Origin of the sequence: Streptomyces sp. NPDC098781, from assembly GCF_044759995.1 — a bacterium.
GTDB lineage: Bacteria > Actinomycetota > Actinomycetes > Streptomycetales > Streptomycetaceae > Streptomyces.
The window spans coordinates 299,767-322,148 of the sequence record NZ_JBIWAK010000006.1 but is presented as its reverse complement, the minus strand read 5'-3'; the positions used below and the strand labels follow the sequence as shown (position 1 = coordinate 322,148).

Below are 22,382 nucleotides of genomic sequence, written 5' to 3'. Positions count from 1 at the left end.
TGCCGGTCCGCCCCAAGCGGCGCACGGGCACCTGGCGTTCACAAGGTGGGCGAGCGCAAAAGCGACATCTCCGGGTGGTTGGTACGACGTGCCACCTGGCATCTGTGGGTGGCGCTCGGGGCCGTACTGGTCGCCCTCGTGGTGCGTACGGCCCGGGTGACCTCGGACGAAGGGATGGACAACGCGATCGTCGTGCGGGCGGCGCGGGTCTGGTCGGCCGGGGGTTCGCCGTATGACGACTCCCACTTCCTGTATCTGCCGAGCGCGGTGCCGACGGCGGCTCGGCAGGCGCTGCTGCCGCGGGGTGTGCTGGGTGTCCTGGTGCCGGTGGCGGTGACCGGCTGTCTGGTGGGCGGATGGGTCTGCGCGCGGCGGCTGCACGGGGTGGGACTGCGCACTCGGTTCCCCGCTCTCGGTCTGATCGGCATCGCGGTGGGGTTCGCCCCCTTCGCTCACCTCGTGCTGCTGCTGGCCGGGCGAGGCGTCGCCGGTGGCGGTGCTGCCGTGCGAGGGGTCGGTGGGGCGGGGGCCCTGGTTCTGGCTGGCTCTGGTACCGCAGCTGCCGGGGGTGACGTGGCCGTACGCGGAGGCGGTGCAGCGGCGTGCCTTTCGGGACGTGGTGACGCTGTGCGGTCTGGCGGTGACGGTTGCGGGTGCACTGTGGGTGTGACGCCGGGTTGTTCTCGTCCCCGCCGCCCCTACCCGTCCCACCCACCAGGGGCGCCGCCCCTTCGACCCCGTCCCCCGGGGGCTCCGCCCCCGGAACCCCGAGCTCGGCGAGCCGTGAGCCAAGTCGGTAGGCCGGGGGGCTGGGGGTGGGAGCAGGGGCGGCGCCTGCCACCCGGGGGGGCAGGGGTGAAGCCGACTGGGGCCGGGTCAGGGGAGGGCGGCAGGGGGGCCTGCTCCCGGGGCGCGGCTGCGGGAGTGGCTGGGAGCGGGGGCGGGGTGCGGCGTAGCAGCAAGGTCGTCGTCTGCCACCTGGGGCAGGGGGGCGAAGCCGATTGAGGTGGATCAGGGGGCGGCGGGGTCCCCGGCCGCTGCTCGCGGGCGCGGCTGCCGGACTGGCGGGGCGCGTAGGCGGGTGGGGATGGGACACGGGCTGGCCGCACAGTCCGCTACGCGCTGCTACTGCCCGCGGGGCCAGGCAGCTGGAGTGGCAGGAGTGGGGGGCGGGTGTCGGCCGGCGGAGGGATGAGAGCGCGCGGGCCGGCCAGCCCGGTCTCCAGCCGTCAGGCTCGGGTGCGAGCGGGGCGGGTGTCCACCGGCGGTGGGACGAGGACGGGTGGGGATGGGGCGCGGGTCGGCAGTGATCACCCTCGCCCCGGGGTGGCGGAGAGGGTGTCGGCGGGCGGTGGGGCGAGGAAGGGTGGGGGTGGGGTGCCGGTCGGCAGTGGTCGTCCCGTCGCCGGGGTGTCGGTGGGGGGGGGAGGTGTGGGCCAGAGGGCGTGGCTCGTACCGGGGCGGTGGGTGCATGCTGGGGTGCGGAGGCCGTGCGCTTGCCGTCTTCCAGCGCGTCCGGCGTTTGAGGACGAAGGCGCTTTCGGGGCCGGGAGGCCGGGGGTGGAGGCGTCCTTGCGGTGCCGTTTTGACCCGGCCGTGGCGCCGCAGGTATCCTGCATGTTCGTTGTGTATTGGCTTGCTCATTCTCACGGGACGGGCCCTTACACCGGTCCACCGGGCCGATGACCAGCGACCCCATGTACGCGGTATGCGTCGCCGCCGTGCGGTCCAGGCTGTCGTGATCGTTTCGGTGACCTGTTCAGGACCATTCACTCGAAGCGAAGGCTACGAACCGTGCGTACGTACAGCCCCAAGCCCGGCGATGTGACGCGCCAGTGGCACGTCATTGACGCTCAGGACGTCGTCCTGGGTCGTCTCGCCACCACCGCAGCGACCCTTCTCCGGGGCAAGCACAAGCCGATCTACGCCCCCCACGTCGACGCTGGTGACTTCGTCATCATCATCAACGCCGACAAGGTGCACCTGTCCGGCAACAAGCGGACCCAGAAGATGGCGTACCGCCACTCCGGCTACCCGGGTGGTCTGCGCTCCGTCCGTTACGACGAGCTGCTCGACAAGAACCCCGAGAAGGCCATCGAGAAGGCCGTCAAGGGCATGCTCCCCAAGAACTCCCTGGGCCGTCAGATGCTCTCGAAGCTGAAGGTCTACAAGGGTGACCAGCACCCGCACGGCGCGCAGCAGCCGCAGCCGTACGAGATCACCCAGGTCGCGCAGTAAGTCCGGCCACCCCCTAAGACTGAAGAGAATCTGAGGAGAATCGTGGCCGAGACCACTGCCGAGCAGCCGCTCGACGAGAACGTCGAGAACATCGACATCGACAGCTACACCACCGAGTCCGAGGTTCCTGTGGAGGGTGAGTACACCTCCGAGTCCATGGCCTCGCGCTTCGGTGAGCCCCAGCCCGCCGCGGGCCTGGGTCGCCGCAAGAACGCCATCGCCCGCGTCCGGATCGTTCCGGGCACCGGCAAGTGGAAGATCAACGGTCGCACCCTTGAGGACTACTTCCCCAACAAGGTGCACCAGCAGGAAGTCAACGAGCCCTTCAAGGTGCTCGAGCTCGAGGGCCGCTACGACGTCATCGCCCGCATCGCGGGTGGCGGTGTCTCCGGTCAGGCCGGTGCGCTGCGTCTCGGTGTCGCCCGCGCCCTGAACGAGGCCGACGTCGACAACAACCGCGGCCCGCTGAAGAAGGCCGGCTTCCTCAAGCGCGACGACCGTGCGGTCGAGCGCAAGAAGGCCGGTCTGAAGAAGGCCCGCAAGGCTCCGCAGTACAGCAAGCGCTAAGCGCCGGCTGCCTCTGCTCGTACTCCGGTACTCCGAACGCCCCGGCGGCACGCCACAGTGCCGCCGGGGCGTTCGTCTTATCCATAGGCTCGGGCGTATAACGGCACAAGACGTTCAAAGGCTTGTGTGATCCGATACCCAGGCATGGAATGCCTGGAAGCGGGAGCCCCCGGCGGTGTGCGGAACCGCGAGCGCCGGCTCCGCTTCCGGATCTGATGTTTCCTCAGGAGGACAAGTGGGACGACTCTTCGGCACGGACGGCGTGCGCGGTGTCGCCAATGCGGATCTGACCGCCGAGATGGCGCTGGGTCTGTCGGTGGCGGCGGCGCACGTACTGGCCGAGGCGGGCACCTTCGCGGGCCACCGGCCCACCGCGGTGGTCGGACGGGACCCGCGCGCGTCCGGGGAGTTCCTGGAGGCCGCCGTGGTCGCGGGCCTCGCGAGCGCGGGAGTCGACGTGCTGCGGGTCGGCGTGCTGCCGACGCCCGCCGTCGCCTACCTGACCGGCTCGCTCGGCGCCGACCTCGGTGTGATGCTCTCCGCCAGCCACAACGCCATGCCCGACAACGGCATCAAGTTCTTCGCCCGCGGCGGCCACAAGCTCGCCGACGAGCTGGAGGACCGTATCGAGACCGTCTACGACGAGCATCGGCACGGTGAGCCGTGGGAGCGGCCGACCGGTGCGGCCGTCGGGCGGGTGCGGTCGTACGACCAGGGGTTCGACGAGTACGTCGGCCACCTCCTGGGCGTGCTGCCCAACCGGCTGGACGGGCTGAAGATCGTCCTCGACGAGGCGCACGGCGCCGCTGCGGGTGTCTCCCCGGAGGCGTTCACGCGGGCCGGGGCGGAGATCGTCACCATCGGTGCCGAGCCGGACGGGCTCAACATCAACGACGGCTGCGGGTCCACGCATCTGGGCAAGCTGAAGGCCGCCGTGATCGAGCACGGGGCCGCGCTGGGGATCGCGCACGACGGGGACGCCGACCGGTGCCTCGCCGTGGACCACACCGGCGACGAGGTGGACGGCGACCAGATCCTCGCCGTGCTCGCGCTCGCCATGCGGGAGCGGTCCGCGCTGCGCTCCGAGACCGTCGTGGCGACCGTGATGTCCAACCTCGGCTTCAAGCTGGCGCTGGAGCGCGAGGGGCTGAACCTGGTGCAGACCGCCGTCGGTGACCGGTATGTGCTGGAGGAGATGAAGGAGCACGGCTACGCCCTCGGCGGCGAGCAGTCCGGGCACGTCATCATCCTCGACCACGCCACGACCGGTGACGGCACGCTGACCGGGCTGCTGCTGGCGGCCCGGGTCGCGCAGACCGGTCGTACGCTGCGGGACCTCGCCGCGGTGATGGAGCGGTTGCCGCAGGTGCTGGTCAATGTGCCCGACGTGGACAAGTCGCGGGTGAAGACGTCCGCGGAGCTCGCGGCGGCGGTTGTCGACGCCGAGCGGGAACTCGGGTCGACGGGGCGGGTGTTGCTGCGGCCGTCCGGTACCGAGCCGCTTGTGCGGGTGATGGTCGAGGCCGCCGATATCGAGCAGGCTCGGTCTGTCGCCGGGCGGCTGGCGGATGTGGTGAAGTCCGCGCTGGGGTAAGTGCTGGTGCCGGGTGGGGGCGGGGGTTTCTGTTCGGCGCGGGCTGACCGTTGTGCGTGGTTGCTCGCGCAGTTCCCCGCGCCCCTCAGGCGGCGTTGACCCGCCGGCGTTGCTTCGCCCACAGCCACTTCTGGATCAGCAGGGTCATCGTGCCGGCCAGGATGATGCCCAGCAGGTTCAGCAGGAGCTGGCCCGTCGAGAGCCAGGTCTGCATGGAGTCGCCGTAGAACAGGGCCACGGACGCGTTGGCGGCGGCGGGGACCGTCGTCACCGAGATCGCGACGCCGACCAGGGCGCCGGACTTGGCGGACGTGAGGGAGAGGGTGCCGGCGGCGCCGGCGAGGACCGCCACGACGAAGGAGAACAAGTCCGGATCGTAGATGAACCCGGTGTTGGGCCGGTCCGCCTCTAGTTTGGCCTCGGTGAACAGGCCGACCGCGTCCATGAAGTAGCTGAAGCCCACCGTCAGCGCCATCGCCACGGCGAAACCCACCAGCAGCGCGATCAGTGAACGCAGGGCGAGGCGTGGAGCGCGTTGCACCATGGCCGTACAGATGCCGGCCAGCGGCCCGAACTCCGGGCCGACCGCCATCGCGCCCACGATCAGGATCGCGTTGTCGAGCACCACACCGCAGGCCGCGATCATCGTCGCGAGGGTGATGAAGGCGAGGTAGGTGACAGACAGAGTCGACTCCTCGTGGGTCGCCTCCGTCAGGTGCTCCCACAGCACCGCGTCCGCGCCCTCGCCCGGCGCCTCCTTCTCGGCCTTGTCGGCGCGCTTGGACAGCGACAGTTCGATGTCCTCGACGGCGATCGAACCGCACTCGTCGATGCCCAACTCCTGGAGCTTGGTGAGGAGTTCGTCACCGGCCTCGCGCGCCACGTCGCACAGCACCAGGTCCCCGGCGGGATTGCGGGCGGCGCCGGACAGCACGGCGAGGTGGGCCGTCCCCACCGTCTTCTCGATCAGGCGGACCACGTCGTCGGTCTTGTCGGACGGCGTGATCAGGCGCAGGTGCAGCATGGGGGCAGACTAGCCGTCACAGCTTGCGCAGACTCAGGCGCTGCACCTTGTGGTCCGGGCCCTTTCGTACGACGAGGGTGGCGCGGCCGCGGGTCGGGGCGATGTTCTCCACCAGGTTGGGCTTGTTGATGGTCCGCCACATCGTGCGGGCGTAGTCGAGCGCCTCCTCCTCGGACACCTGGGTGTACTTGCGGAAGTACGAGGAGGGGTTCTGGAACGCGGTCTCGCGCAGCCGCTTGAAGCGGTTGAGGTACCAGGTCTCGATGTCCTCGGTGCGGGCGTCGACGTACACGCTGAAGTCGAAGTAGTCGGCGAGACCGACCCGGGTGCGGCCGTCCTTGCCGGGCAGGGCGGGCTGGAGGACGTTCAGGCCCTCGACGATCAGGATGTCGGGGCGGCGGACGGTGAGCCGCTGGTCCTGGAGGATGTCGTAGATCAGATGGGAGTAGACGGGGGCGGTGACCTCGGCCTTGCCCGCCTTGATGTCGGCGACGAAGCGGGTCAGCGCGCGGCGGTCGTAGGACTCGGGGAAACCTTTCCGCGACATGAGGCCGCGGGCCTGGAGCTCCTTGGTGGGCAGCAGGAAGCCGTCGGTGGTGACCAGCTCGACGCGCGGGTGCTCGGGCCAGCGGGAGAGCAGGGCCTGGAGGAGGCGCGCCACCGTGGACTTTCCTACGGCGACGGAGCCGGCGACCCCTATGACGAACGGGGTGCCGGACTGGGAGCCCTTTTCGCCGGTGTCGCCGAGGAAGGTGTTCAGGGCGCCTCTGAGGCCGTCGGTGGCGCCGACGTAGAGGTTGAGCAGGCGGGAGAGCGGGAGGTAGATGTCCCGCACCTCGTCGAGGTCGATGACGTCGCCGAGGCCGCGCAGCTTCTCGACCTCGTCGGCGGTGAGGGGGAGTGGGGTCTTTTCGCGCAGCGCGCTCCACTCGTCACGGGTGAGGTCGACGTAGGGAGTCGCCTCCGGCCTCTGCCGGTGGGCGCTCCGGGGCATCGAGGAGACCGGAGAGATCACAGTCCATTGTTACGGCAGGACGAACGGACGGTGGGGTGGGATCCGTCACGCCGCCCCGATTTCCGGGCGAACCGGGACAAGGTGGGGAATGTCAGTGGCGTGCGTCACAGTTGTGGGAGAGGTGGGCCCGGGTCGGGGCCCATGGACGCCGAGGGCGCGTGAACGCCGAGGGGTTGCCCATGACGACGTATGCGATAGAGGCGGAAGGCCTGGTCAAGCGGTTCAAGGACACCGAGGCGCTGGCCGGGGTCGACCTGGGGGCCCGCCGTGGCACGGTGCTCGGGCTGCTGGGTCCCAACGGCGCGGGGAAGACGACCGCGGTACGGATCTTCGCGACGCTGCTTCAGCCCGACGGGGGCAGGGCCCATGTGGCCGGGCACGACGTCGTCCGGGAGGCCGGGGTCGTACGGGCCATGGTGGGGCTGACCGGGCAGTACGCGGCGGTGGACGAGAACCTCACCGGTACCGAGAACCTGCTGCTCATCGGGCGTCTGCTAGGCCTGCCACGGCGGGAGGCGAGGGCGCGCGCGGCCGAGCTGCTGGAGCGCTTCCAGCTGGCCGACGCGGCCGGCCGTGCCGCGAAGACCTACTCGGGCGGTATGCGCAGGCGGCTGGATCTCGCGGCCAGCCTGGTCGGCCGGCCCAGCATCCTCTTCCTCGACGAGCCGACCACCGGCCTGGACCCGCACAGCCGCGGTGAGCTGTGGGATCTGTTGCGGGGGCTGGTCGCGGACGGTGCGACGGCCCTGCTGACCACGCAGTATCTGAACGAGGCCGATGTGCTCGCCGACGACATCGTGGTGATCGACAAGGGCCGGGTGATCGCCGAGGGCACTCCGGACCAGCTGAAGTCGCAGGTCGGCGGACAGGTGCTGGAGCTGCGGCCGGTGCTGGGGCAGGACCTGGCGCGGGCCCACCGGCTGGTGGCCGGAACCGCCGGGGCCGAGTGCCGGATCGAGGGCGAGATGATCACGGCTCCCGTGAAGGACCCCGCGCTGATGCCGTCCGTCGTGCGCACGCTGGACCGCGAGGGGATCGCGGTGGGCGAGCTGGCGCTGCGCCGTTCGTCGCTGGACGAGGTCTTCCTGTCCCTGACCGGGCACCGGGCCGAGCCCGGCGAGCCGGAGGGGAACGGCGGGGCGACCGTACGGGACGAGGACGAGAGCGAGCTGGAGAAGGCGGTGAGCCGGTCATGACCGCCGCCGCCACGACCGTCACGGCGCCGATCACCGAATCGGGCCGGGTGCGCCCGCTGGACGGGCTGCGGCAGACCTTCACGATGGCCTGGCGGAGCCTGGTGGCGGTGAAGCACAACCCGCTGGAACTGGTCGACTACAGCATCACGCCGATCATGTTCGTGTTCCTCTTCACGTACGTGCTGGGCGGGCAGATGGCGGGCTCCCCCGAGGCGTATCTGAAGTACGCGCTGCCGGGGATCATCGTCCAGAACACGCTCTTCATGACCATGTACACGGCGATGGCGCTGAACACCGACCTCACCAAAGGCGTCTTCGACCGCCTGCGCAGCCTCCCGATCGCCCGCTCGGCCCCGCTCATCGGCCGCATCACCGCGGACCTCGCCAAGCACGTCTGGGCCCTGCTGCTGATGATCGGCCTGGGCCTGCTGCTCGGCTTCCGGATCACCGGGGGCGTGGGCGGCTTCCTGCTCGGCACACTGCTGGTGGTCGTCTTCGCCGCGGCGGTGTCGTGGGGCGCGGTACTGATCGGAATGCTGGCCGGGGACGCGGAGAAGGTGCAGGCCTTCGCCTTCACGATCATCTTCCCGATCACCTTCACCAGTAGCGCGTTCGTGATGGTGGACACGATGCCGGGGTGGTTGCAGGCGTGGAGCGACGTGAATCCGGTGACGCATCTCTCCGATGCCTTCAGGGGGTTGCTGCTGGGTGGGGCCGTGGCCGAGCCGGTGTTGTGGTCGTTGGTGTGGGCCGCGGGGCTGGTGCTGGTGTTCTGTCCGTTGGCCATGCGGGCCTATCGGGCGAAGACGTGACCGTGCCGGCTTGCGTCGGGCGGATGAGTGCCTGCTCCGTCCGTGGCCGGATCCAGCCCAGTTGAGGGTTCGTACCCCCGTGGGAATTTCCGAAATGGGGCACGCTTCGCCACTTTTCAGCGCTGGTTCGGCCGTAGGCTGCCGCGCATGTGTGGAATCGTGGGATACGTGGGGGCGCAGTCGGCGCTTGAGGTTGTCACCGCTGGGCTGAAGCGGCTGGAGTACCGGGGCTATGACTCGGCCGGGGTCGCCGTGCTGGCGGACGGGGGGCTGGCGGCCGCCAAGCGGGCGGGGAAGCTCGTCAATCTCGAGAAGGAGTTGAAAGAGCGGCCGCTGCCGAGCGGGAACACCGGGATCGGGCATACGCGGTGGGCCACCCACGGGGGGCCGACGGACGTGAACGCTCATCCGCATCTCGACAACGCCGGACGCGTCGCGGTCGTCCACAACGGGATCATCGAGAACTTCGCCGGGCTGCGGGCGGAGTTGGAGGAGCGAGGGCATGAGCTCAGCTCCGAGACCGACACCGAGGTGGTCGCACATCTGCTCGCCGAGGAGTTCTCCGGGTGCGCCGATCTCGCCGAGGCCATGCGACTCGTCTGCCTGCGGCTGGAGGGGGCCTTCACGCTCGTCGCCGTGCACGCGGACGAGCCCGATGTAGTGGTCGGGGCGCGCCGGAACTCGCCGCTCGTGGTGGGCGTGGGTGAGGGGGAGGCCTTCCTCGCGTCCGACGTCGCCGCCTTCATCGACCACACCCGGTCGGCCATCGAGCTGGGGCAGGACCAGGTCGTGGAGCTGCGGCGGGACGGTGTGACCGTCACCGGGTTCGACGGGCGGCCCGCCGATGTGCGGTCGTATCGCATCGACTGGGACGCCGCCGCCGCGGAGAAGGGCGGCTACGACTACTTCATGCTCAAGGAGATCGCCGAGCAGCCCAAAGCCGTCGCCGACACCTTGCTCGGGCGTATCGACGCGGCCGGCTCCCTCACGCTCGACGAGGTCCGGATCAGCGCCTCCGAACTGCGGGAAGTCGACAAGGTCGTGATTGTGGCGTGCGGTACGGCTTTTCACGCGGGGCTCATCGCCAAGTACGCCATCGAGCACTGGACCCGGATTCCGTGCGAGGTGGAGCTGGCCAGTGAGTTCCGGTACCGGGATCCGATCCTCGACCAGCAGACCCTCGTCATCGCCATCTCCCAGTCCGGCGAGACCATGGACACCCTCATGGCCCTACGGCACGCCCGCGAGCAGGGCTCCAAGGTGCTGGCGATCTGCAACACCAACGGGTCCACGATTCCCCGGGAATCGGATGCGGTGCTGTACACCCACGCCGGGCCGGAGGTCGCCGTCGCGTCCACGAAGGCCTTTCTGACGCAGCTCGTGGCCTGTTATCTCGTCGCGCTGTACCTGGGTCAGGTGCGCGGCACCAAGTGGGGCGACGAGATCCACGTCGTCGTGCGGGATCTGTCGCACATCGGCAGTGAGGTCGAGCGGGTGCTGGAGACCATGGAGCCGGTGCGGGCGCTGGCGCGGAGCCTCGCCCACAAGAACACGGTGCTCTTTCTCGGACGGCACGTGGGGTATCCGGTCGCGCTCGAGGGTGCGCTGAAGCTCAAGGAACTCGCCTATATGCACGCCGAGGGGTTCGCGGCGGGGGAGTTGAAGCACGGTCCGATCGCCCTGATCGAGGATGACCTGCCGGTGGTCGTCGTCGTGCCCTCGCCTCGGGGGCGGTCCGTTCTGCACGACAAGATCGTGTCCAACATGCAGGAGATCCGGGCTCGGGGTGCGCGGACCATCGTCATCGCGGAGGAGGGGGACGAGGCGGTGGTGCCGTACGCCGATCACCTGATCTGGATCCCGGCCACGCCGACGCTGCTTCAGCCGATGGTGGCCACGGTGCCGCTTCAGGTCTTCGCGTGCGAGCTGGCGACTGCTCGGGGGAACGAGGTGGATCAGCCTCGGAACCTGGCGAAGTCGGTGACGGTGGAGTGAGCTGACTTCAGGTGGCCGAGGAAGGCGGTGAAGGCTCCGGTCGGGAAGGTGAGGGTTGCTCTGGCCGGGGCCTTTGAGTCACGGATGGATATGTGGGTGGGGGTGTCGGCGATCTCGACGCAGTTGTTGCCGTCGCCGCCGCCGGAGTAGGACGACTTCCGCCATGCGCCGGGGGCGTCCATCGAGTGCCTCACAGCTGTTTCGCCGGCCTTGTGGCAGTGACGGTGGAGTGAGCCGACTTCAGATCGTCGAGGAAGGCGGTGAAGGCTCCGGTCGGGAAGGTGAGGGTTGCTCTGGCCGGGGCCTTTGAGTCACGGATGGATATGTGGGTGGCGGAGGTCGCCATTTCAAGGCAGTTGTTGCCGTCGCCCTCGCCGGAGTGTGACGACTTTCGCCAGTTGTTCATGGGGTGCCTCATAGCTCTTTCGTCAGCCGATGGATGAAGTCGCGCGAGCGGTCCGGTTCGAGTGAAACGGCTTCTACTTTACGGAAGCGCGTTCGATAGGCGTTGAGCTGTGCCTCGGAGTCGAGAAAGACTGCGCCGTGAGGTGCGTCGCGTGCCACGGTGTCGAGCTTGGGTACGGGGCCGCCCACGTAGGTCATCGTGCTTGAGGCTCGGGCAAAGCCGTCCAGGTCGAAGGGGATGACACGCAAAGTGATGCGGTCCGCTTCGGAAAGCTCCAGGAGTTGGGCGAGTTGAGCCCGTATGGCGGTGCGGTCGCTGACCCTGATGCGTAGCGCGGCCTCGTGGATCACGATCTCGTGAGGGAACGTGACCTCGCGTTGACGCGCCAGCCTATGGCGGACCCGCAACTCCAATTCGTCGCACGTGAGTTCCGGCAGCCTGGATGAGAAGACTGCCCGGGCGTACTCCTCCGTTTGGAGCAGGCCGGGTACGTACAGGATGGCCACGTCCTGCTGAAAGGCGGCATGGTGATCCATCTCTGCCAGGTCCAGGAACGACGTGGGCAGTAGCCCCCGATACTCCTCCCACCACCCGTGGGTCCGATCGGTAGCCATCGCGACCAACGCGTCGATGAGTGGGTAGTCCGTGCTGGCGTAGTGGGATGCGAGGCGGCGTAGTCGTTCCTCGCTCACCCCTGTGAGGCCGGACTCGATGTGGCTGATCTGGACCGAACTCACGCCGAGAAGCGCTGCTGCCTCGCGTGCCTTCAGGCCTGCCGCGTCGCGGAGTCTTCGCAGTTCGATCGCCAGTCGCATCTGACGTGCCGTGGGTTCGCGTCTCAGGACCATCGACTGCTCCTCGTTCAACGCGCTTGTGGATGCGACTCGTTCGGGGGCAGATTACGCGATCCAGTTGCTGTGGATGAAATATTAGGTCTACCGTCGGTGATGCAAAGCTCACACAGCGGAAGCGCACCGCTCCGTCCCGCCACGACGGCCGCGGCACTGCCACCGCGCAGCCCCCACCTTCGACCTCCCGAACGGAGTTCACCCATGCCCGAATCAGAACCCTGGGAGTACACGCTCCACATCCCGAACGACGTCCGAGCCGTCACCGTCAGTCGCCGTACCCTCCGGCTCATCCTCACCCTGCACGGCCTCATCGGACTCGTCGACACCGCCGAGCTCCTCGCCGCCGAGCTGGTCGCCAACGCCGTACGGCATACGAAGGGGCCCGCGGCGCTGCGGGTGCGGTGGGCCGGTGGGGTCCTGTGGATCGGGGCCTGGGATGCCGATCCCGAACCGCCCGAGTCGCCGGGGGAGTTGGAGCAGCTCACGGACGGGGAGGAAGGGCGGGGGCTCGCGCTGGTGCGGGCCTGTTCCGATCTGTGGGGGTGGCAGGCGCTGACCAGAGGCGGCAGCCGGGGCAAGTACGTATGGTGCGAGCTCGCCGCCGCCTAGTCGTGCTGCTCGTCGTCCAGTCGCTCCAGCACCCTGAGCGTGTCCAGGTGCCCCGCCGCTTCGGTGCACAGCGGCTCCAGCTCGTCGATGATCTCCTGCCGGGCCTGGTTCTCCGGCTGGTCGATGCGCGCCCGGATCAGTGCGCTCGACTCTTCGAGGTGCTCCCGGTACAGGGTGAGATTGTCCGTGAGGTGATCGATGATCTCGGTCATCCGGACACTGATGGCCAGCGTGAACTGGTCCCGAACGGCCGGGACTTCCTCGTCGATCCGCTGGATCCATTCCTCCCGCAGGATGTCGAGCGAGGAGGCGCGGCCCCGGCGTGCCTTGACGCCCAGGTAGACCAGCGCCGCGAGCCCGGCGATCAGCCCTGCCGGGGGGACAAGGGTGCCCGCCGCGGCCAGGCCGAACATCCAGCCGCCGCCGGCCGCCACGGGCGTGACGATGCCGACCAGTGCGGCAGCCCGCTGCACGACGTCGGGTCGGGTCGCCGGACGCCGTTCCTGCTGCGGAATGGCCACGTCATCGACGTCGAACACGAACTCCGGCAGATTGCCCGTGAGTTCGCGGTCGTGGAAGTGACGGTCGACCAGGTGGACGACATCCTGCTTGAACGCGGCGTATTCCTGGGCCGACAGGGTGACGGGTCCGGCAGGCGCCTCCAGCCAGGTGTGCAGGGTCTGCGCCTTGGAGACCTGGATCTGATGGGCCTTCGCCGGCCGCATGAGGTCGGTCTCCCGGATGTCGGCGTCCAGCGCGGAGTGCAGATGGGCGGCGAGGTGACCGAACGGGCGGGTCGCGCGCTCGACGCGGTGATGCAGCTTGCGTTCGAGTTCCTCCCGGATCGTGGGCAGCAAGGCGTCCACACGTTCCACCTCGCGCCGCTGGTTCTCCAGCCGCTCCTTCAGGTCGTCGATCTCCAGGCGCTCCGTCTGGAGCCGCTGGTCGAGCACCTCGTGCCGCCGGCCGATCAGATAGCGTGCCTCGGCGGCCACCGCGGAGAGGTACCGGGTGCCGCTGCCCGTACTGATGAGGTTCTCGATCGCCTGGCGCAGGTCGTCCATGTTGCTCTTGTTGCGCAGCCGATGGGCGGCGGCCTCGGCCCCCTCCTCGGCCAGCTTGGCGGCCTGGGCCTCCCACGCGGGGGAGACGGCGATGAAGCCCTCACCGATGAACTCCAGGTCGGGCCGGCCGTTTCGCTGGAAGTTCTCCTTCAGGTACTCGTTGTTCTTGGCGACCGCCGCCTGCCACTCGGGCCGGTTGTGCCGGTCCAGGTTGCTCGCGGTGTCGATCGCGGTGACCACCCACACCACGCGCTTGCGCCGGTTGTTCTGGCCCGACAGCAGAATGTGGTCGTACAGGACCCGGATGAGCTCCAGATCCACCTCGCTGAGGGTCCGGTGCGCGGGGGTCACATAGAGGTAGCAGTCCGCGGCGAGCAGGGCGCGGCGCACGATCCCGTTGTGCGTCGTGTTGGTCGAGCCGACTCCGGGCAGGTCGTAGAACTTGGCCGGCAGCGGCGGGTCGGTGAGCAGCAGCTGGGCCTCGGCCACCTCGCGTCCCCGGTGCGACCGGAGGCGGTTGACGATGTCCCCCTGCGCCATCGCGTAGGCCTCCACCACGGCGGGAGCGGGGGAGTTGCCCACCGGCTCCCACCGGTCCGGGGGCGTGTCGTCGAAGCGCACCTGGAGGAAGCCGGTACCCGAGCCGTCGACGCTCGCCTGGGCGTCCACCGGCACCACACTGAACGGCCAGGACGTCGTCGGCACGGGCGAGGACGGGAGCAGGCCGACGTACTTGTCCCCGCTCTCACCGCTCTCCGTGGTCTCCTCGAACAGTTCGAGCCCGCCCTGGAGTCCACTGAGCAGGAAGCTCTTGCCGGACGAGAAGTAGCCGAGCAGCGCCACGTTGATCAGGGTCGAGGCCGCACGGGTGCGCAGTCGCCGGACCGCGTCGGCTTCCTCCGCCAGCTCCTGCGGCCACGTGCCGGACGTCTCCGGGGCCGAGGCGGCAGCCTGGAGCCATGCTTCACCACGCTCCAGAACCTCCTGGAGTTCTATGCGGGCCGCGTTCACATCTCTCGCCACAGTCACAGCACTGATATAGCCGAATACGTTCAGTTGCTCGACCGGTTCCACAAAGACCGCACAGCTCTTTGGGCCGTCATTGAGGTCGGCCCCGCACGTCCGCCCGCCACGCCGGCGCCTGGGGCATGAACCGGTGTTCTGCCGCGTACGCCGCCATGCGGGCGTTGCGTGCCTCCGCCTCCGGCCCGTCCGGGAGGTGGAATTCGGTGCCTGCCCGAGCCGAGCGGGACTGCATGCCGGTGGCGGACGCGAGGCGCCGGCCCACGTAGTCGTCGAGGGCCTCGGGCACGTCGGCCGGCGTCGCGGACTTGAGGGCGTCGCCCAGTACCGCCGCGTCCAGGATCGCCTGGGCCGCGCCCTGGGCCTGGAAGGGGACCATCGCGTGGGCGCTGTCGCCCAGGAGGGTCACCCGGCCGACGTTCCAGCGGGTGAGGGGCGTGCGGGTGTAGATGCCGTAGCGCAGTACCTGCCCCGCGCGTTCGAGGACCGTACGGACCCGGGGGTCCCAGCCCGTGAACTCGCCGAGTTGCTCATCGGGTTCCGCCTCAGCCGTCCACGACTCCCGCGCCGCCTCGTCCGTGCTGAACACGGCCACCACGTTGAGCAGTTCGCCGCGCCGCACCCAGTAGTGGACGAAGTGGCGGTCGGGGCCCAGCCACACGGCGAGGGGCGGGAGGTCCAGGTCACTCATCTCGGCGGCGGGGAGCACGGCCCGGTACGCGGCCGTACCCGAGAACACCGCCTCGTCCTTGCCGAAGAGCCACTGGCGGGCCGCGGAGCGGATGCCGTCGGCGGCCACCACGAGGTCCGCCGTGAGGTGCTCGCCTGTCGCGGTCGTCACCCGGGCCGAGTCGGTGTCCTGGTCGATGGCGACGACGGTGGTGTCCAGGCGTACCGACTCCGGGGGCACCACCGCGGCCAGGGCGTTGTGCAGATCCGCCCGGTGGATCACCAGATACGGCGCCCCGAACTCCTCCTCCGCCTCCCGCCCCAGCGCGTAACGGCAGATCTCCGAACCGTCCGACCAGGTGCGGAAGCTGACGTGCGCGGGATGGGCCGCCGCTGCCGCCACCGCGTCCAGTACGTCCAGCCGGCGCAGCTCACGGGTGGCGTTGGGCGCCAGCTGGATGCCGGCGCCGATCTCCGAGAAGCGTCGGGACTGTTCGAGCAGCGTCACCTCGACACCCGCGCGGCGCAGGCTCAGCGTCGCCGCCAGTCCGCCGATGCCCGCTCCCACGACGATCGCCCGCATCCCACGACCTCAATCCGCCGGACTCGCCCACCCGTTCACGCCCCGCACGTCCTGGTCCTGACAGCCAACGTGGCCGAGCCGGCGGTGTCGGTCAACCCATGGGCCGCGCCCCGCTCCCGTCACCCGCGAACGTCCCGCCAGGCCTCCGGGATCCCCTCCGCCACGTCATGCGCCCCCAGCGGCGCCCCGTCCGCCGCGAACCTCGCCGACAGGCCGTGCAGGTAGGCCCCGACGCTCGCCGCGTCCACCGGCGTGAGACCGGCCGCCAGCAGCGAACCCGCGAGGCCCGAGAGCACGTCCCCGCTGCCGGCCGTGGCCAGCCAGCCGGTTCCGGTCGGGTTCACCCGTACGGGCCCGGTGCCGCCCGCGTCCGCGATCAGCGTCGTCGAGCCCTTCAGCAGCACCGTCGCCGCGTACCGCCCCGCCAACTCCCGTACCGAAGCCAGCCGAGCCCCCTCGACCTCCTCCCGGGAGACACCGAGCAGCGCCGCCGCCTCCCCGGCGTGCGGGGTCATCAGGGTCGGTGCCGTACGGTCCCGTACCGCCGCCGGGTCCGCCAGCCGCAGCCCGTCCGCGTCCAGCAGCACCGGTACGTCCGTCGCCAGCACCTCCGCCACCGTCGCCGCGTCGTCCCCGGCGCCCGGACCGACCACCCAGGACTGCACGCGGCCCGCCTTCTTCGGGCCCCCGTCCGACACCAGCGTCTCGGGGAACCGGGCGATCACCGCGTCCCCGGCCGGGCCGACGTACCGCACGGCCCCGGCGCCGCCCCGCAGGGCGCCCGACACGGCCAGTACCGCCGCGCCCGGGTACCTCGACGAGCCCGCAGCGATGCCCACCACGCCCCGCCGGTACTTGTCCGTCTCCGCCGCCGGCAGGGGCAACAGCTCCGCCACGTCCGCGTGTTGCAGGGCCTGGAGTTCCACCGCGTCGTTCGGCAGCGCCAGTCCGATGTCCACGAGCCGTACGACACCGGCGTACTCCCGCGCCGGATCGATCAGCAGGCCCGGCTTGTGGGTGCCGAAGGTGACCGTGAGGTCGGCCCGCATCGCGGTGCCGCGCACCTCACCGGTGTCCACGTCCACGCCGCTCGGCAGGTCCACGGCGACCACCGCGGCCCTCGACCGGGCCGCCGCGTCGGCCAGCGGTGCCGCTTCCGGGCGCAGGCCGCCCTTGCCGCCGATCCCGACGATTCCGTCCAGGACGAGATCCGCGCGGTCGATCAACTCCTCGGCCGCGTCGGTGCCCACCGACCGGCCGCCCGCCCGGCGCAGCGCCGCGAGGCCCTCCGCGTGCGCCCGCTCCGGCGACAGCAGCACCGCCGTCACACCCGCCCCGCGCCGGGCCAGCCGGGCGCCGGCGTACAGGGCGTCACCGCCGTTGTCGCCGCTGCCGACCAGCAGCACGACCCGGCTGCCGTACACCCGGCCCAGCAGATCCGCGCAGGCCGCGGCCAGTCCGGCCGCCGCCCGCTGCATCAGCGTCCCGTCCGGAAGCCGTGCCATCAGCTCCCGTTCGGCCGCCCTTACCGTCTCCACGCTGTACGCAGTCCGCATGCGATCGAGTCTCCCGCACCGGGCGCGCCGCGTCGCCTCCACCGCCCGCGCCGGCGGTCAGCCCTCCGCCACCACCACCGCCGAGGCCACCCCGGCGTCATGGCTCAACGACACGTGCCAGGACCGGACGCCGAGTTCCGCCGCCCGAGCCGCCACCGTGCCCGTCACCCGCAGCCGTGGCTGCCCGCTGTCCTCGACGCAGACCTCGGCGTCGGTCCAGAGCAGACCCGCCGGCGCGCCCAGCGCCTTCGCCAGGGCCTCCTTCGCGGCGAAGCGCGCGGCGAGCGAGGCGATGCCCCGGCGGTCGCCGCTGGGCAGCAGCAACTCGCGCTCCAGGAACAGCCGTTCGGCCAGGCCGGGGGTGCGGGACAGCGCCGCCTCGAACCTGTCGATCTCGGCCACGTCGATGCCGACCCCGATGATGCTCATGCCGAGCACCCTATGGGTCCCCGGAAGAAGCTCCTCAAAAGAGTGACCCCACCGCGCGGCGCCCCCGCACGGGCGGACCCTCACGCTTCCCTGTCCGCATGATCAGCGGACGTATCGCATGCCGGAGCATCGCCGTGCTGCTCGCCGGGGCCACGCTGTTGCCCCTCGGCAGCGCATCGGCGGACACGGCCGACCCCGTACCCCCGGCTTCCGGGCCCGAGGCCGAACTCGCACCCGGAATCCCCCTGAGCCTGCTCCCGCTCTGGCAGCTGGACACGCCCGACCAGGCGTTGCCGCCGAAGGTGTACAAGCCCAGCGAAGAGGAGGAGGCCGTCGAGCCGCAGGACGCGCCGGAGGGCGCGGACGACCTCGTGGAGTACGTCGATCCCATGGACTCCTTCGGGGACGTGACGTGCAGCGAGGAGACCGGCCAGCGGCAGCGGGAGGTCGAGCGGTGGCTGAAGCGGCCGGTGGACGGTGAGCAGTCGAAGGGTGACTGCCAGGCCATCCGCGCCTTCCAGAAGAAGCACAGGATCCGGCCCGCCATCGGGTACGCCGGGCACGTGACCTGGGCCACCATGCAGCTCGTCACCGCCAGCAAGAACCCCAACGCCGCCAAGAAGTGCCCGGTGCGCGAGTACCGGGTCGCCTGCGTCGACCTCGACCGGCAGATGGCGTGGGTGCAGCAAGGGCGGAAGGTCGTGTACGGGCCCGTGCACATCCGCAGCGGGCGGGCGGGCTACGACACCCGCAAGGGGTGGCACCGCGTCTACTGGCGGCACAAGAACCACGTGTCGTCGCTCTACAACAGCCCGATGCCCTACTCCCAGTTCTTCAGCGGCGGCCAGGCCTTCCACGGCATCTACGGCAACATCTTCACCGGCGTCGGCTCCATGGGCTGCGTCAATCTGCGCGTCGAGGACGCCCGGAGGCTGTGGGTGCTGCTGAAGAAGAACGACCGGGTGTACGTGTGGGGGCGCAGGCCGGCGGCCTAGGCCCGGTCGGCCGTAGGAGGGGTCCGGCTCGGTCGCGGTGTCGGACCCCTCTGAGACACTGGGGGCGCGATGACAGAGACAACAGCCCCGCCGAGCGCGCCCCTGCGAGCCCGCGCCGAGATCGACCTGGCCGCCCTGCGGGCCAATGTGCGGACCCTGCGCGCCCATGCGCCGGGCGCGGCCCTGATGGCCGTCGTGAAGTCGGACGCGTACGGCCATGGGGCGGTGCCCTGTGCCCGCGCGGCCGTGGCGGCGGGCGCCGGCTGGCTGGGCACCGCCACGCCGGAGGAGGCCCTCGCACTGCGGGCCGCCGGACTGCGGGGCATGCGGATCATGTGCTGGCTGTGGACGCCGGGCGGGCCCTGGCGGGAGGCGATCGAGGCCGACCTCGACGTCTCCGTCAGCGGGATGTGGGCGCTGCGGGAGGTCACCGAGGCCGCCCGGCAGGCCGGCGCCCCGGCGCGCGTCCAGCTCAAGGCCGACACCGGGCTCGGGCGCAACGGCTGCCAGCCCGGCGAGGACTGGGCCGAGCTGGTCCGCGAGTCCCTGCGGGCCGAGGCCGACGGGCTGATCCGGATCACCGGGCTCTGGTCGCACTTCGCCTGCGCCGACGAGCCCGGCCATCCCTCCATCGCCGCCCAGCTCGACCGCTTCCGCGAGATGGTGTCGTACGCCGAGGAGCGGGGCGCCCGGCCCGAGGTGCGGCACATCGCCAACTCACCCGCCACGCTCACCCTCCCGGACAGCCACTTCGACCTGGTGCGCACCGGCATCGCGACCTACGGCATCTCGCCCAGCCCCGAGCTGGGCAGCCCCGCCGACTTCGGGCTGCGGCCGGTGATGACGCTCTCGGCCTCCCTCGCGCTGGTCAAGCACGTGCCGGGAGGCCACGGCGTCAGCTACGGCCACACCTACCTCACCCCGGGCGAGACCACCCTCGGCCTGGTCCCCCTCGGTTACGCCGACGGCATCCCGCGGCACGCCTCCGGCGCCGGCCCGGTGCTGGTCGGCGGCAAGTGGCGGACGGTCGCGGGGCGGATCGCGATGGACCAGTTCGTCGTCGACCTCGGCGGGGACCAACCCGACCCGGGTGCCGAGGCCGTGCTGTTCGGACCCGGCGACCGCGGTGAGCCCACCGCCGAGGACTGGGCACAGGCCGCCGGGACCATCGCGTACGAAATCGTCACCCGGATCGGAACGCGCGTTCCACGCGTCTACAGAAACGCGTCGGAGACTGCGTCCGAGTGATGTACGCCTGTGACGCGTCCGGGTGACCCACGCAGGTGCTCCGCCCATGTGATGCGTCTTCGTGATGCGGCTATGTGACGCGGGCAATGTGATGCGCCCCCGCGAATGCGGTTATGTGAAGGAAGTACGAGACGGGTAACCCGTTCCGGGCATCAGACCGGGACAACGGGCATCAGACCAACGGGCCGGTTTCGCACCGACGGACCGGCACCGGAACGACAGCGACAGAGCGACAGCAGACAGACCTACAGCACGACGACAGACCGACAGCACAACGACAGACCGGCAGCACCCGGCGAAGAGGAGCGGTACGTGAGCGAGAGCAGCGCGGAGGCCGTCGCGGCCGTCGCCTCCGCCACGGGGGCGGCCGCGAACTGGCGCAGGGCGACCGGCATCGCCGGTGCGGCGATAGGCGTGATCGCGGCGGGCGCGGCGGCCGGTGTCGCCATAGAGCGGATGACCGTGGGCCGCGGCATGCGGCAGAAGGCCCGGCTCGCCCTCGACTCGGCGGGCCCGTACGGCTCGCTGCGCGGCACGCCCGGCAAGGCGGAGGCCGACGACGGCACCGAGCTGTACTACGAGGTCGACGACGTCGACCCCGAGGCCGCCCCCACCCTCACCCCGCGCCGGCGCCGGCTCTTCGGCCGCAAGGCACCCGCTCCCGTCACCGTCGTCTTCAGCCACGGCTACTGCCTCAGCCAGGACTCCTGGCACTTCCAGCGCGCCGCGCTCAGGGGCGTCGTCCGCACCGTGCACTGGGACCAGCGCAGCCACGGCCGCTCCGGGCGCGGTGTCGCCCAGATGCAGGAGGGCACGCACGTCGACATCGAGCAGCTCGGGCGCGATATGAAGGCCGTCATCGACGCGGCCGCGCCCGAGGGGCCGCTGGTGCTGGTCGGGCACTCCATGGGCGGGATGACGATCATGGCGCTCGCGGACCAGTACCCCGACCTGATCCGCGACCGGGTCGTCGCCACCGCCTTCGTCGGTACGTCGTCCGGGAAGCTCGGCGAGGTCAACTTCGGGCTGCCCGTCGCCGGGGTGAACGCGGTCCGGCGAGTGCTGCCGGGCGTGCTCAGGCTGCTGGGGCAGCGGGCCGACCTGGTGGAGAAGGGCCGCCGGGCCACCGCCGACCTGTTCGCCGGGATCATCAAGCGGTACTCGTTCTCGTCCCGGGACGTCGACCCGGCCATCGCCCGGTTCGCCGAACGGATGATCGAGGGGACGCCGATCGACGTGGTCGCGGAGTTCTATCCGGCCTTCGCGGACCACGACAAGACCGAGGCGCTGGCCCTGTTCACGGACATGCCGGTGCTCGTCCTGGCCGGCGTGGGCGACCTCGTCACGCCCAGTGAGCACAGTGAGGCGATCGCCGACCTGCTGCCGGAGGCCGAGCTGGTCCTGGTGCCGGACGCCGGGCACCTGGTGATGCTGGAGCACCCGGAAGTGGTCACCGACCGTATGGCCGACCTGCTCACCCGGGCGGGTGCCGTGCCCGCAGGGGCTACGGTTAGTGGCTATGGAAGCACCAGCAGCACCGCACGACGCGGGTGACCTCGAACTGACCGTCACTTCTCCCGACCAGATGCGGGAGCTCGGCCGTCGACTCGCCAAGCTGCTGCGCGCCGGCGACCTCCTGATGCTGAGCGGGGAGCTCGGCGCGGGCAAGACGACGCTGACGCGCGGGCTGGGCGAGGGGATGGGGGTCAGGGGAGCGGTCACGTCCCCGACCTTCGTGATCGCCCGTGTGCATCCCTCCCTCGGCGACGGCCCGCCGCTCGTCCACGTCGACGCCTACCGGCTGTCCGGCGGCCTCGACGAGATGGAGGACCTCGACCTGGACGTCTCGCTGCCCGAGTCGGTGATCGTCGTGGAGTGGGGCGAGGGCAAGGTCGAGGACCTGACCGAGGAACGGCTCCAGGTCGTCATCCACCGGGCCGTCGGTGACACGACGGACGAGGTGCGGCATGTGACGGTGAGCGGGCTCGGGGAGCGCTGGGCGGCGGTGGATCTGAGCGTGCTCTCCGCCTGAGCGGGGGCCGATCGGGGCGGGGCGCCGCCGCTGATGAACATTCCGACAAGACGTCGGCAAGATATTGCGTTCCTGGTCCTGGGCGTGGTCACATGGTACCCAGTCTCTAGTTAGGTGTGCCTAACTACGTCCGCCCCCGGCTCCCAGGAGGCGTCCATGTCGGCATCGGAGAACAAGGTCCAGCAGCGGCCCCAGGTGGTCGCCGGGGTGTCCATGCGCGATCTCCTGGCCGCCGGTGTCGCGGCGAACGTGATCTCTACGCCGCCGCGGGTGCCGGATGCGGAGACTTCGTCGGCGGTCGGCGGTCGCGTCGATCGTGTCGGGCGCGAGGCCGCGTAGCGCTCCGCGGGTTGGGCGGGAGGGGGGTGGCGTGGGCGGTCGTCGTGTGTCTGCGGGTGTGTTGTGGCTGGTCGCGCAGTTCCCCGCGCCCCTTTAGGGCGTTGCCCAGCCGTCGGCGCTGCCTAGCCGTCGGTCGG

Annotated in this window: 23 protein-coding genes; 13 read left to right on the top strand and 10 right to left on the bottom strand. The window is 70.5% G+C overall.

Going from position 1 to position 22,382, the window contains the following annotated elements:
• Positions 1 to 38 precede the first annotated feature (38 nt).
• Positions 39 to 398, bottom strand: coding sequence for a hypothetical protein (locus ACIQWG_RS25795; RefSeq protein ID WP_404099994.1), 360 nt, complete (start codon positions 396 to 398; stop codon positions 39 to 41).
• Positions 399 to 490: 92 nt separating this feature from the next.
• Here ACIQWG_RS25795 and ACIQWG_RS25790 point away from each other — a divergent pair, with 92 nt between their 5' ends.
• The 4 genes from ACIQWG_RS25790 to glmM all read left to right on the top strand — a co-directional run bounded on the left by ACIQWG_RS25790 (position 491) and on the right by glmM (position 4,399).
• Positions 491 to 670 (top strand): hypothetical protein, encoded by a 180-nt coding sequence (locus ACIQWG_RS25790; RefSeq protein ID WP_404099992.1) that lies wholly within the window; start codon positions 491 to 493, stop codon positions 668 to 670.
• 1,124 nt (positions 671 to 1,794) lie between these two features.
• On the top strand, positions 1,795 to 2,238 hold the full coding sequence (gene rplM, locus ACIQWG_RS25785; RefSeq protein WP_003998796.1) for a 50S ribosomal protein L13: 444 nt from the start codon (positions 1,795 to 1,797) through the stop codon (positions 2,236 to 2,238).
• A 42-nt stretch (positions 2,239 to 2,280) separates the two neighbouring features.
• The gene (rpsI, locus tag ACIQWG_RS25780) at positions 2,281 to 2,805 is read left to right on the top strand and encodes a 30S ribosomal protein S9 (RefSeq protein ID WP_404099989.1); all 525 of its coding nucleotides are present in this window, start codon (positions 2,281 to 2,283) and stop codon (positions 2,803 to 2,805) included.
• Positions 2,806 to 3,040: 235 nt separating this feature from the next.
• Positions 3,041 to 4,399, top strand: a complete 1,359-nt coding sequence (glmM, locus tag ACIQWG_RS25775; protein ID WP_404099987.1) for a phosphoglucosamine mutase — start codon at positions 3,041 to 3,043, stop codon at positions 4,397 to 4,399.
• A gap of 85 nt (positions 4,400 to 4,484) precedes the next feature.
• Here glmM and ACIQWG_RS25770 read toward each other — a convergent pair whose 3' ends face one another.
• Together ACIQWG_RS25770 and coaA are read right to left on the bottom strand one after the other, a co-directional pair.
• On the bottom strand, positions 4,485 to 5,423 hold the full coding sequence (locus ACIQWG_RS25770; protein WP_404099985.1) for a DUF389 domain-containing protein: 939 nt from the start codon (positions 5,421 to 5,423) through the stop codon (positions 4,485 to 4,487).
• Between the two features lie 16 nt (positions 5,424 to 5,439).
• Positions 5,440 to 6,417 (bottom strand): type I pantothenate kinase, encoded by a 978-nt coding sequence (gene coaA, locus ACIQWG_RS25765; RefSeq protein ID WP_404099983.1) that lies wholly within the window; start codon positions 6,415 to 6,417, stop codon positions 5,440 to 5,442.
• Positions 6,418 to 6,617: 200 nt separating this feature from the next.
• On the opposite strand from coaA, the gene ACIQWG_RS25760 reads away from it, so the two are divergent.
• From ACIQWG_RS25760 to glmS, 3 genes are all read left to right on the top strand, one after another.
• The gene (locus ACIQWG_RS25760) at positions 6,618 to 7,634 is read left to right on the top strand and encodes an ATP-binding cassette domain-containing protein (RefSeq protein ID WP_404099981.1); all 1,017 of its coding nucleotides are present in this window, start codon (positions 6,618 to 6,620) and stop codon (positions 7,632 to 7,634) included.
• Positions 7,631 to 8,446, top strand: coding sequence for an ABC transporter permease (locus tag ACIQWG_RS25755; protein WP_404099979.1), 816 nt, complete (start codon positions 7,631 to 7,633; stop codon positions 8,444 to 8,446). Before ACIQWG_RS25760 ends, ACIQWG_RS25755 begins: the two co-directional genes overlap by 4 nt.
• A gap of 147 nt (positions 8,447 to 8,593) precedes the next feature.
• Positions 8,594 to 10,441, top strand: coding sequence for a glutamine--fructose-6-phosphate transaminase (isomerizing) (glmS, locus tag ACIQWG_RS25750; protein WP_404099977.1), 1,848 nt, complete (start codon positions 8,594 to 8,596; stop codon positions 10,439 to 10,441).
• On the opposite strand, the gene ACIQWG_RS25745 is transcribed toward glmS, so the two are convergent.
• From ACIQWG_RS25745 to ACIQWG_RS25735, 3 genes are read right to left on the bottom strand one after another with little or no spacing between them, the layout of a single operon-like run.
• Positions 10,402 to 10,623, bottom strand: a complete 222-nt coding sequence (locus tag ACIQWG_RS25745; protein ID WP_404099975.1) for a DUF397 domain-containing protein — start codon at positions 10,621 to 10,623, stop codon at positions 10,402 to 10,404. The two genes, glmS and ACIQWG_RS25745, sit on opposite strands and share 40 nt — an antisense overlap.
• Positions 10,624 to 10,631: 8 nt before the next feature.
• A complete protein-coding gene (locus tag ACIQWG_RS25740; RefSeq protein ID WP_404099973.1) occupies positions 10,632 to 10,847 on the bottom strand; it encodes a DUF397 domain-containing protein in 216 nt (71 codons plus the stop codon).
• An 8-nt stretch (positions 10,848 to 10,855) separates the two neighbouring features.
• On the bottom strand, positions 10,856 to 11,695 hold the full coding sequence (locus tag ACIQWG_RS25735) for a helix-turn-helix domain-containing protein (RefSeq protein WP_404099971.1): 840 nt from the start codon (positions 11,693 to 11,695) through the stop codon (positions 10,856 to 10,858).
• Between the two features lie 204 nt (positions 11,696 to 11,899).
• Between ACIQWG_RS25735 and ACIQWG_RS25730 the strand changes: the two genes are divergently transcribed.
• Entirely contained in the window at positions 11,900 to 12,307 is a 408-nt protein-coding gene (locus tag ACIQWG_RS25730; RefSeq protein WP_404099969.1) for an ATP-binding protein, read from the top strand.
• On the opposite strand, the gene ACIQWG_RS25725 is transcribed toward ACIQWG_RS25730, so the two are convergent.
• From ACIQWG_RS25725 to ACIQWG_RS25710, 4 genes are all read right to left on the bottom strand, one after another.
• Positions 12,304 to 14,400, bottom strand: coding sequence for a hypothetical protein (locus ACIQWG_RS25725; protein ID WP_404099967.1), 2,097 nt, complete (start codon positions 14,398 to 14,400; stop codon positions 12,304 to 12,306). The genes ACIQWG_RS25730 and ACIQWG_RS25725 overlap by 4 nt on opposite strands.
• Positions 14,401 to 14,470: 70 nt before the next feature.
• Positions 14,471 to 15,646: an FAD-dependent monooxygenase gene (locus tag ACIQWG_RS25720; RefSeq protein ID WP_404099965.1), complete on the bottom strand. Its 1,176-nt coding sequence runs from the start codon at positions 15,644 to 15,646 to the stop codon at positions 14,471 to 14,473.
• Between the two features lie 119 nt (positions 15,647 to 15,765).
• Positions 15,766 to 17,202 (bottom strand): NAD(P)H-hydrate dehydratase, encoded by a 1,437-nt coding sequence (locus ACIQWG_RS25715; protein ID WP_404099963.1) that lies wholly within the window; start codon positions 17,200 to 17,202, stop codon positions 15,766 to 15,768.
• Positions 17,203 to 17,259: 57 nt separating this feature from the next.
• A complete protein-coding gene (locus ACIQWG_RS25710; protein ID WP_404099961.1) occupies positions 17,260 to 17,631 on the bottom strand; it encodes a holo-ACP synthase in 372 nt (123 codons plus the stop codon).
• Positions 17,632 to 17,729: 98 nt separating this feature from the next.
• Here ACIQWG_RS25710 and ACIQWG_RS25705 point away from each other — a divergent pair, with 98 nt between their 5' ends.
• The 5 genes from ACIQWG_RS25705 to ACIQWG_RS25685 all read left to right on the top strand — a co-directional run bounded on the left by ACIQWG_RS25705 (position 17,730) and on the right by ACIQWG_RS25685 (position 22,245).
• The gene (locus ACIQWG_RS25705; RefSeq protein WP_404099959.1) at positions 17,730 to 18,626 is read left to right on the top strand and encodes a L,D-transpeptidase family protein; all 897 of its coding nucleotides are present in this window, start codon (positions 17,730 to 17,732) and stop codon (positions 18,624 to 18,626) included.
• A gap of 69 nt (positions 18,627 to 18,695) precedes the next feature.
• Entirely contained in the window at positions 18,696 to 19,874 is a 1,179-nt protein-coding gene (alr, locus tag ACIQWG_RS25700) for an alanine racemase (protein ID WP_404099957.1), read from the top strand.
• 312 nt (positions 19,875 to 20,186) lie between these two features.
• Positions 20,187 to 21,428, top strand: coding sequence for an alpha/beta fold hydrolase (locus ACIQWG_RS25695; RefSeq protein WP_404099955.1), 1,242 nt, complete (start codon positions 20,187 to 20,189; stop codon positions 21,426 to 21,428).
• Positions 21,394 to 21,906 carry a tRNA (adenosine(37)-N6)-threonylcarbamoyltransferase complex ATPase subunit type 1 TsaE gene (tsaE, locus tag ACIQWG_RS25690; protein ID WP_404099953.1) on the top strand — a complete coding sequence of 171 codons (513 nt, stop codon included), beginning with the start codon at positions 21,394 to 21,396 and terminating at the stop codon, positions 21,904 to 21,906. The genes ACIQWG_RS25695 and tsaE overlap by 35 nt, the downstream gene beginning before the upstream one ends.
• A 156-nt stretch (positions 21,907 to 22,062) precedes the next feature.
• The gene (locus ACIQWG_RS25685; protein WP_404099951.1) at positions 22,063 to 22,245 is read left to right on the top strand and encodes a hypothetical protein; all 183 of its coding nucleotides are present in this window, start codon (positions 22,063 to 22,065) and stop codon (positions 22,243 to 22,245) included.
• Positions 22,246 to 22,382 lie beyond the last annotated feature (137 nt).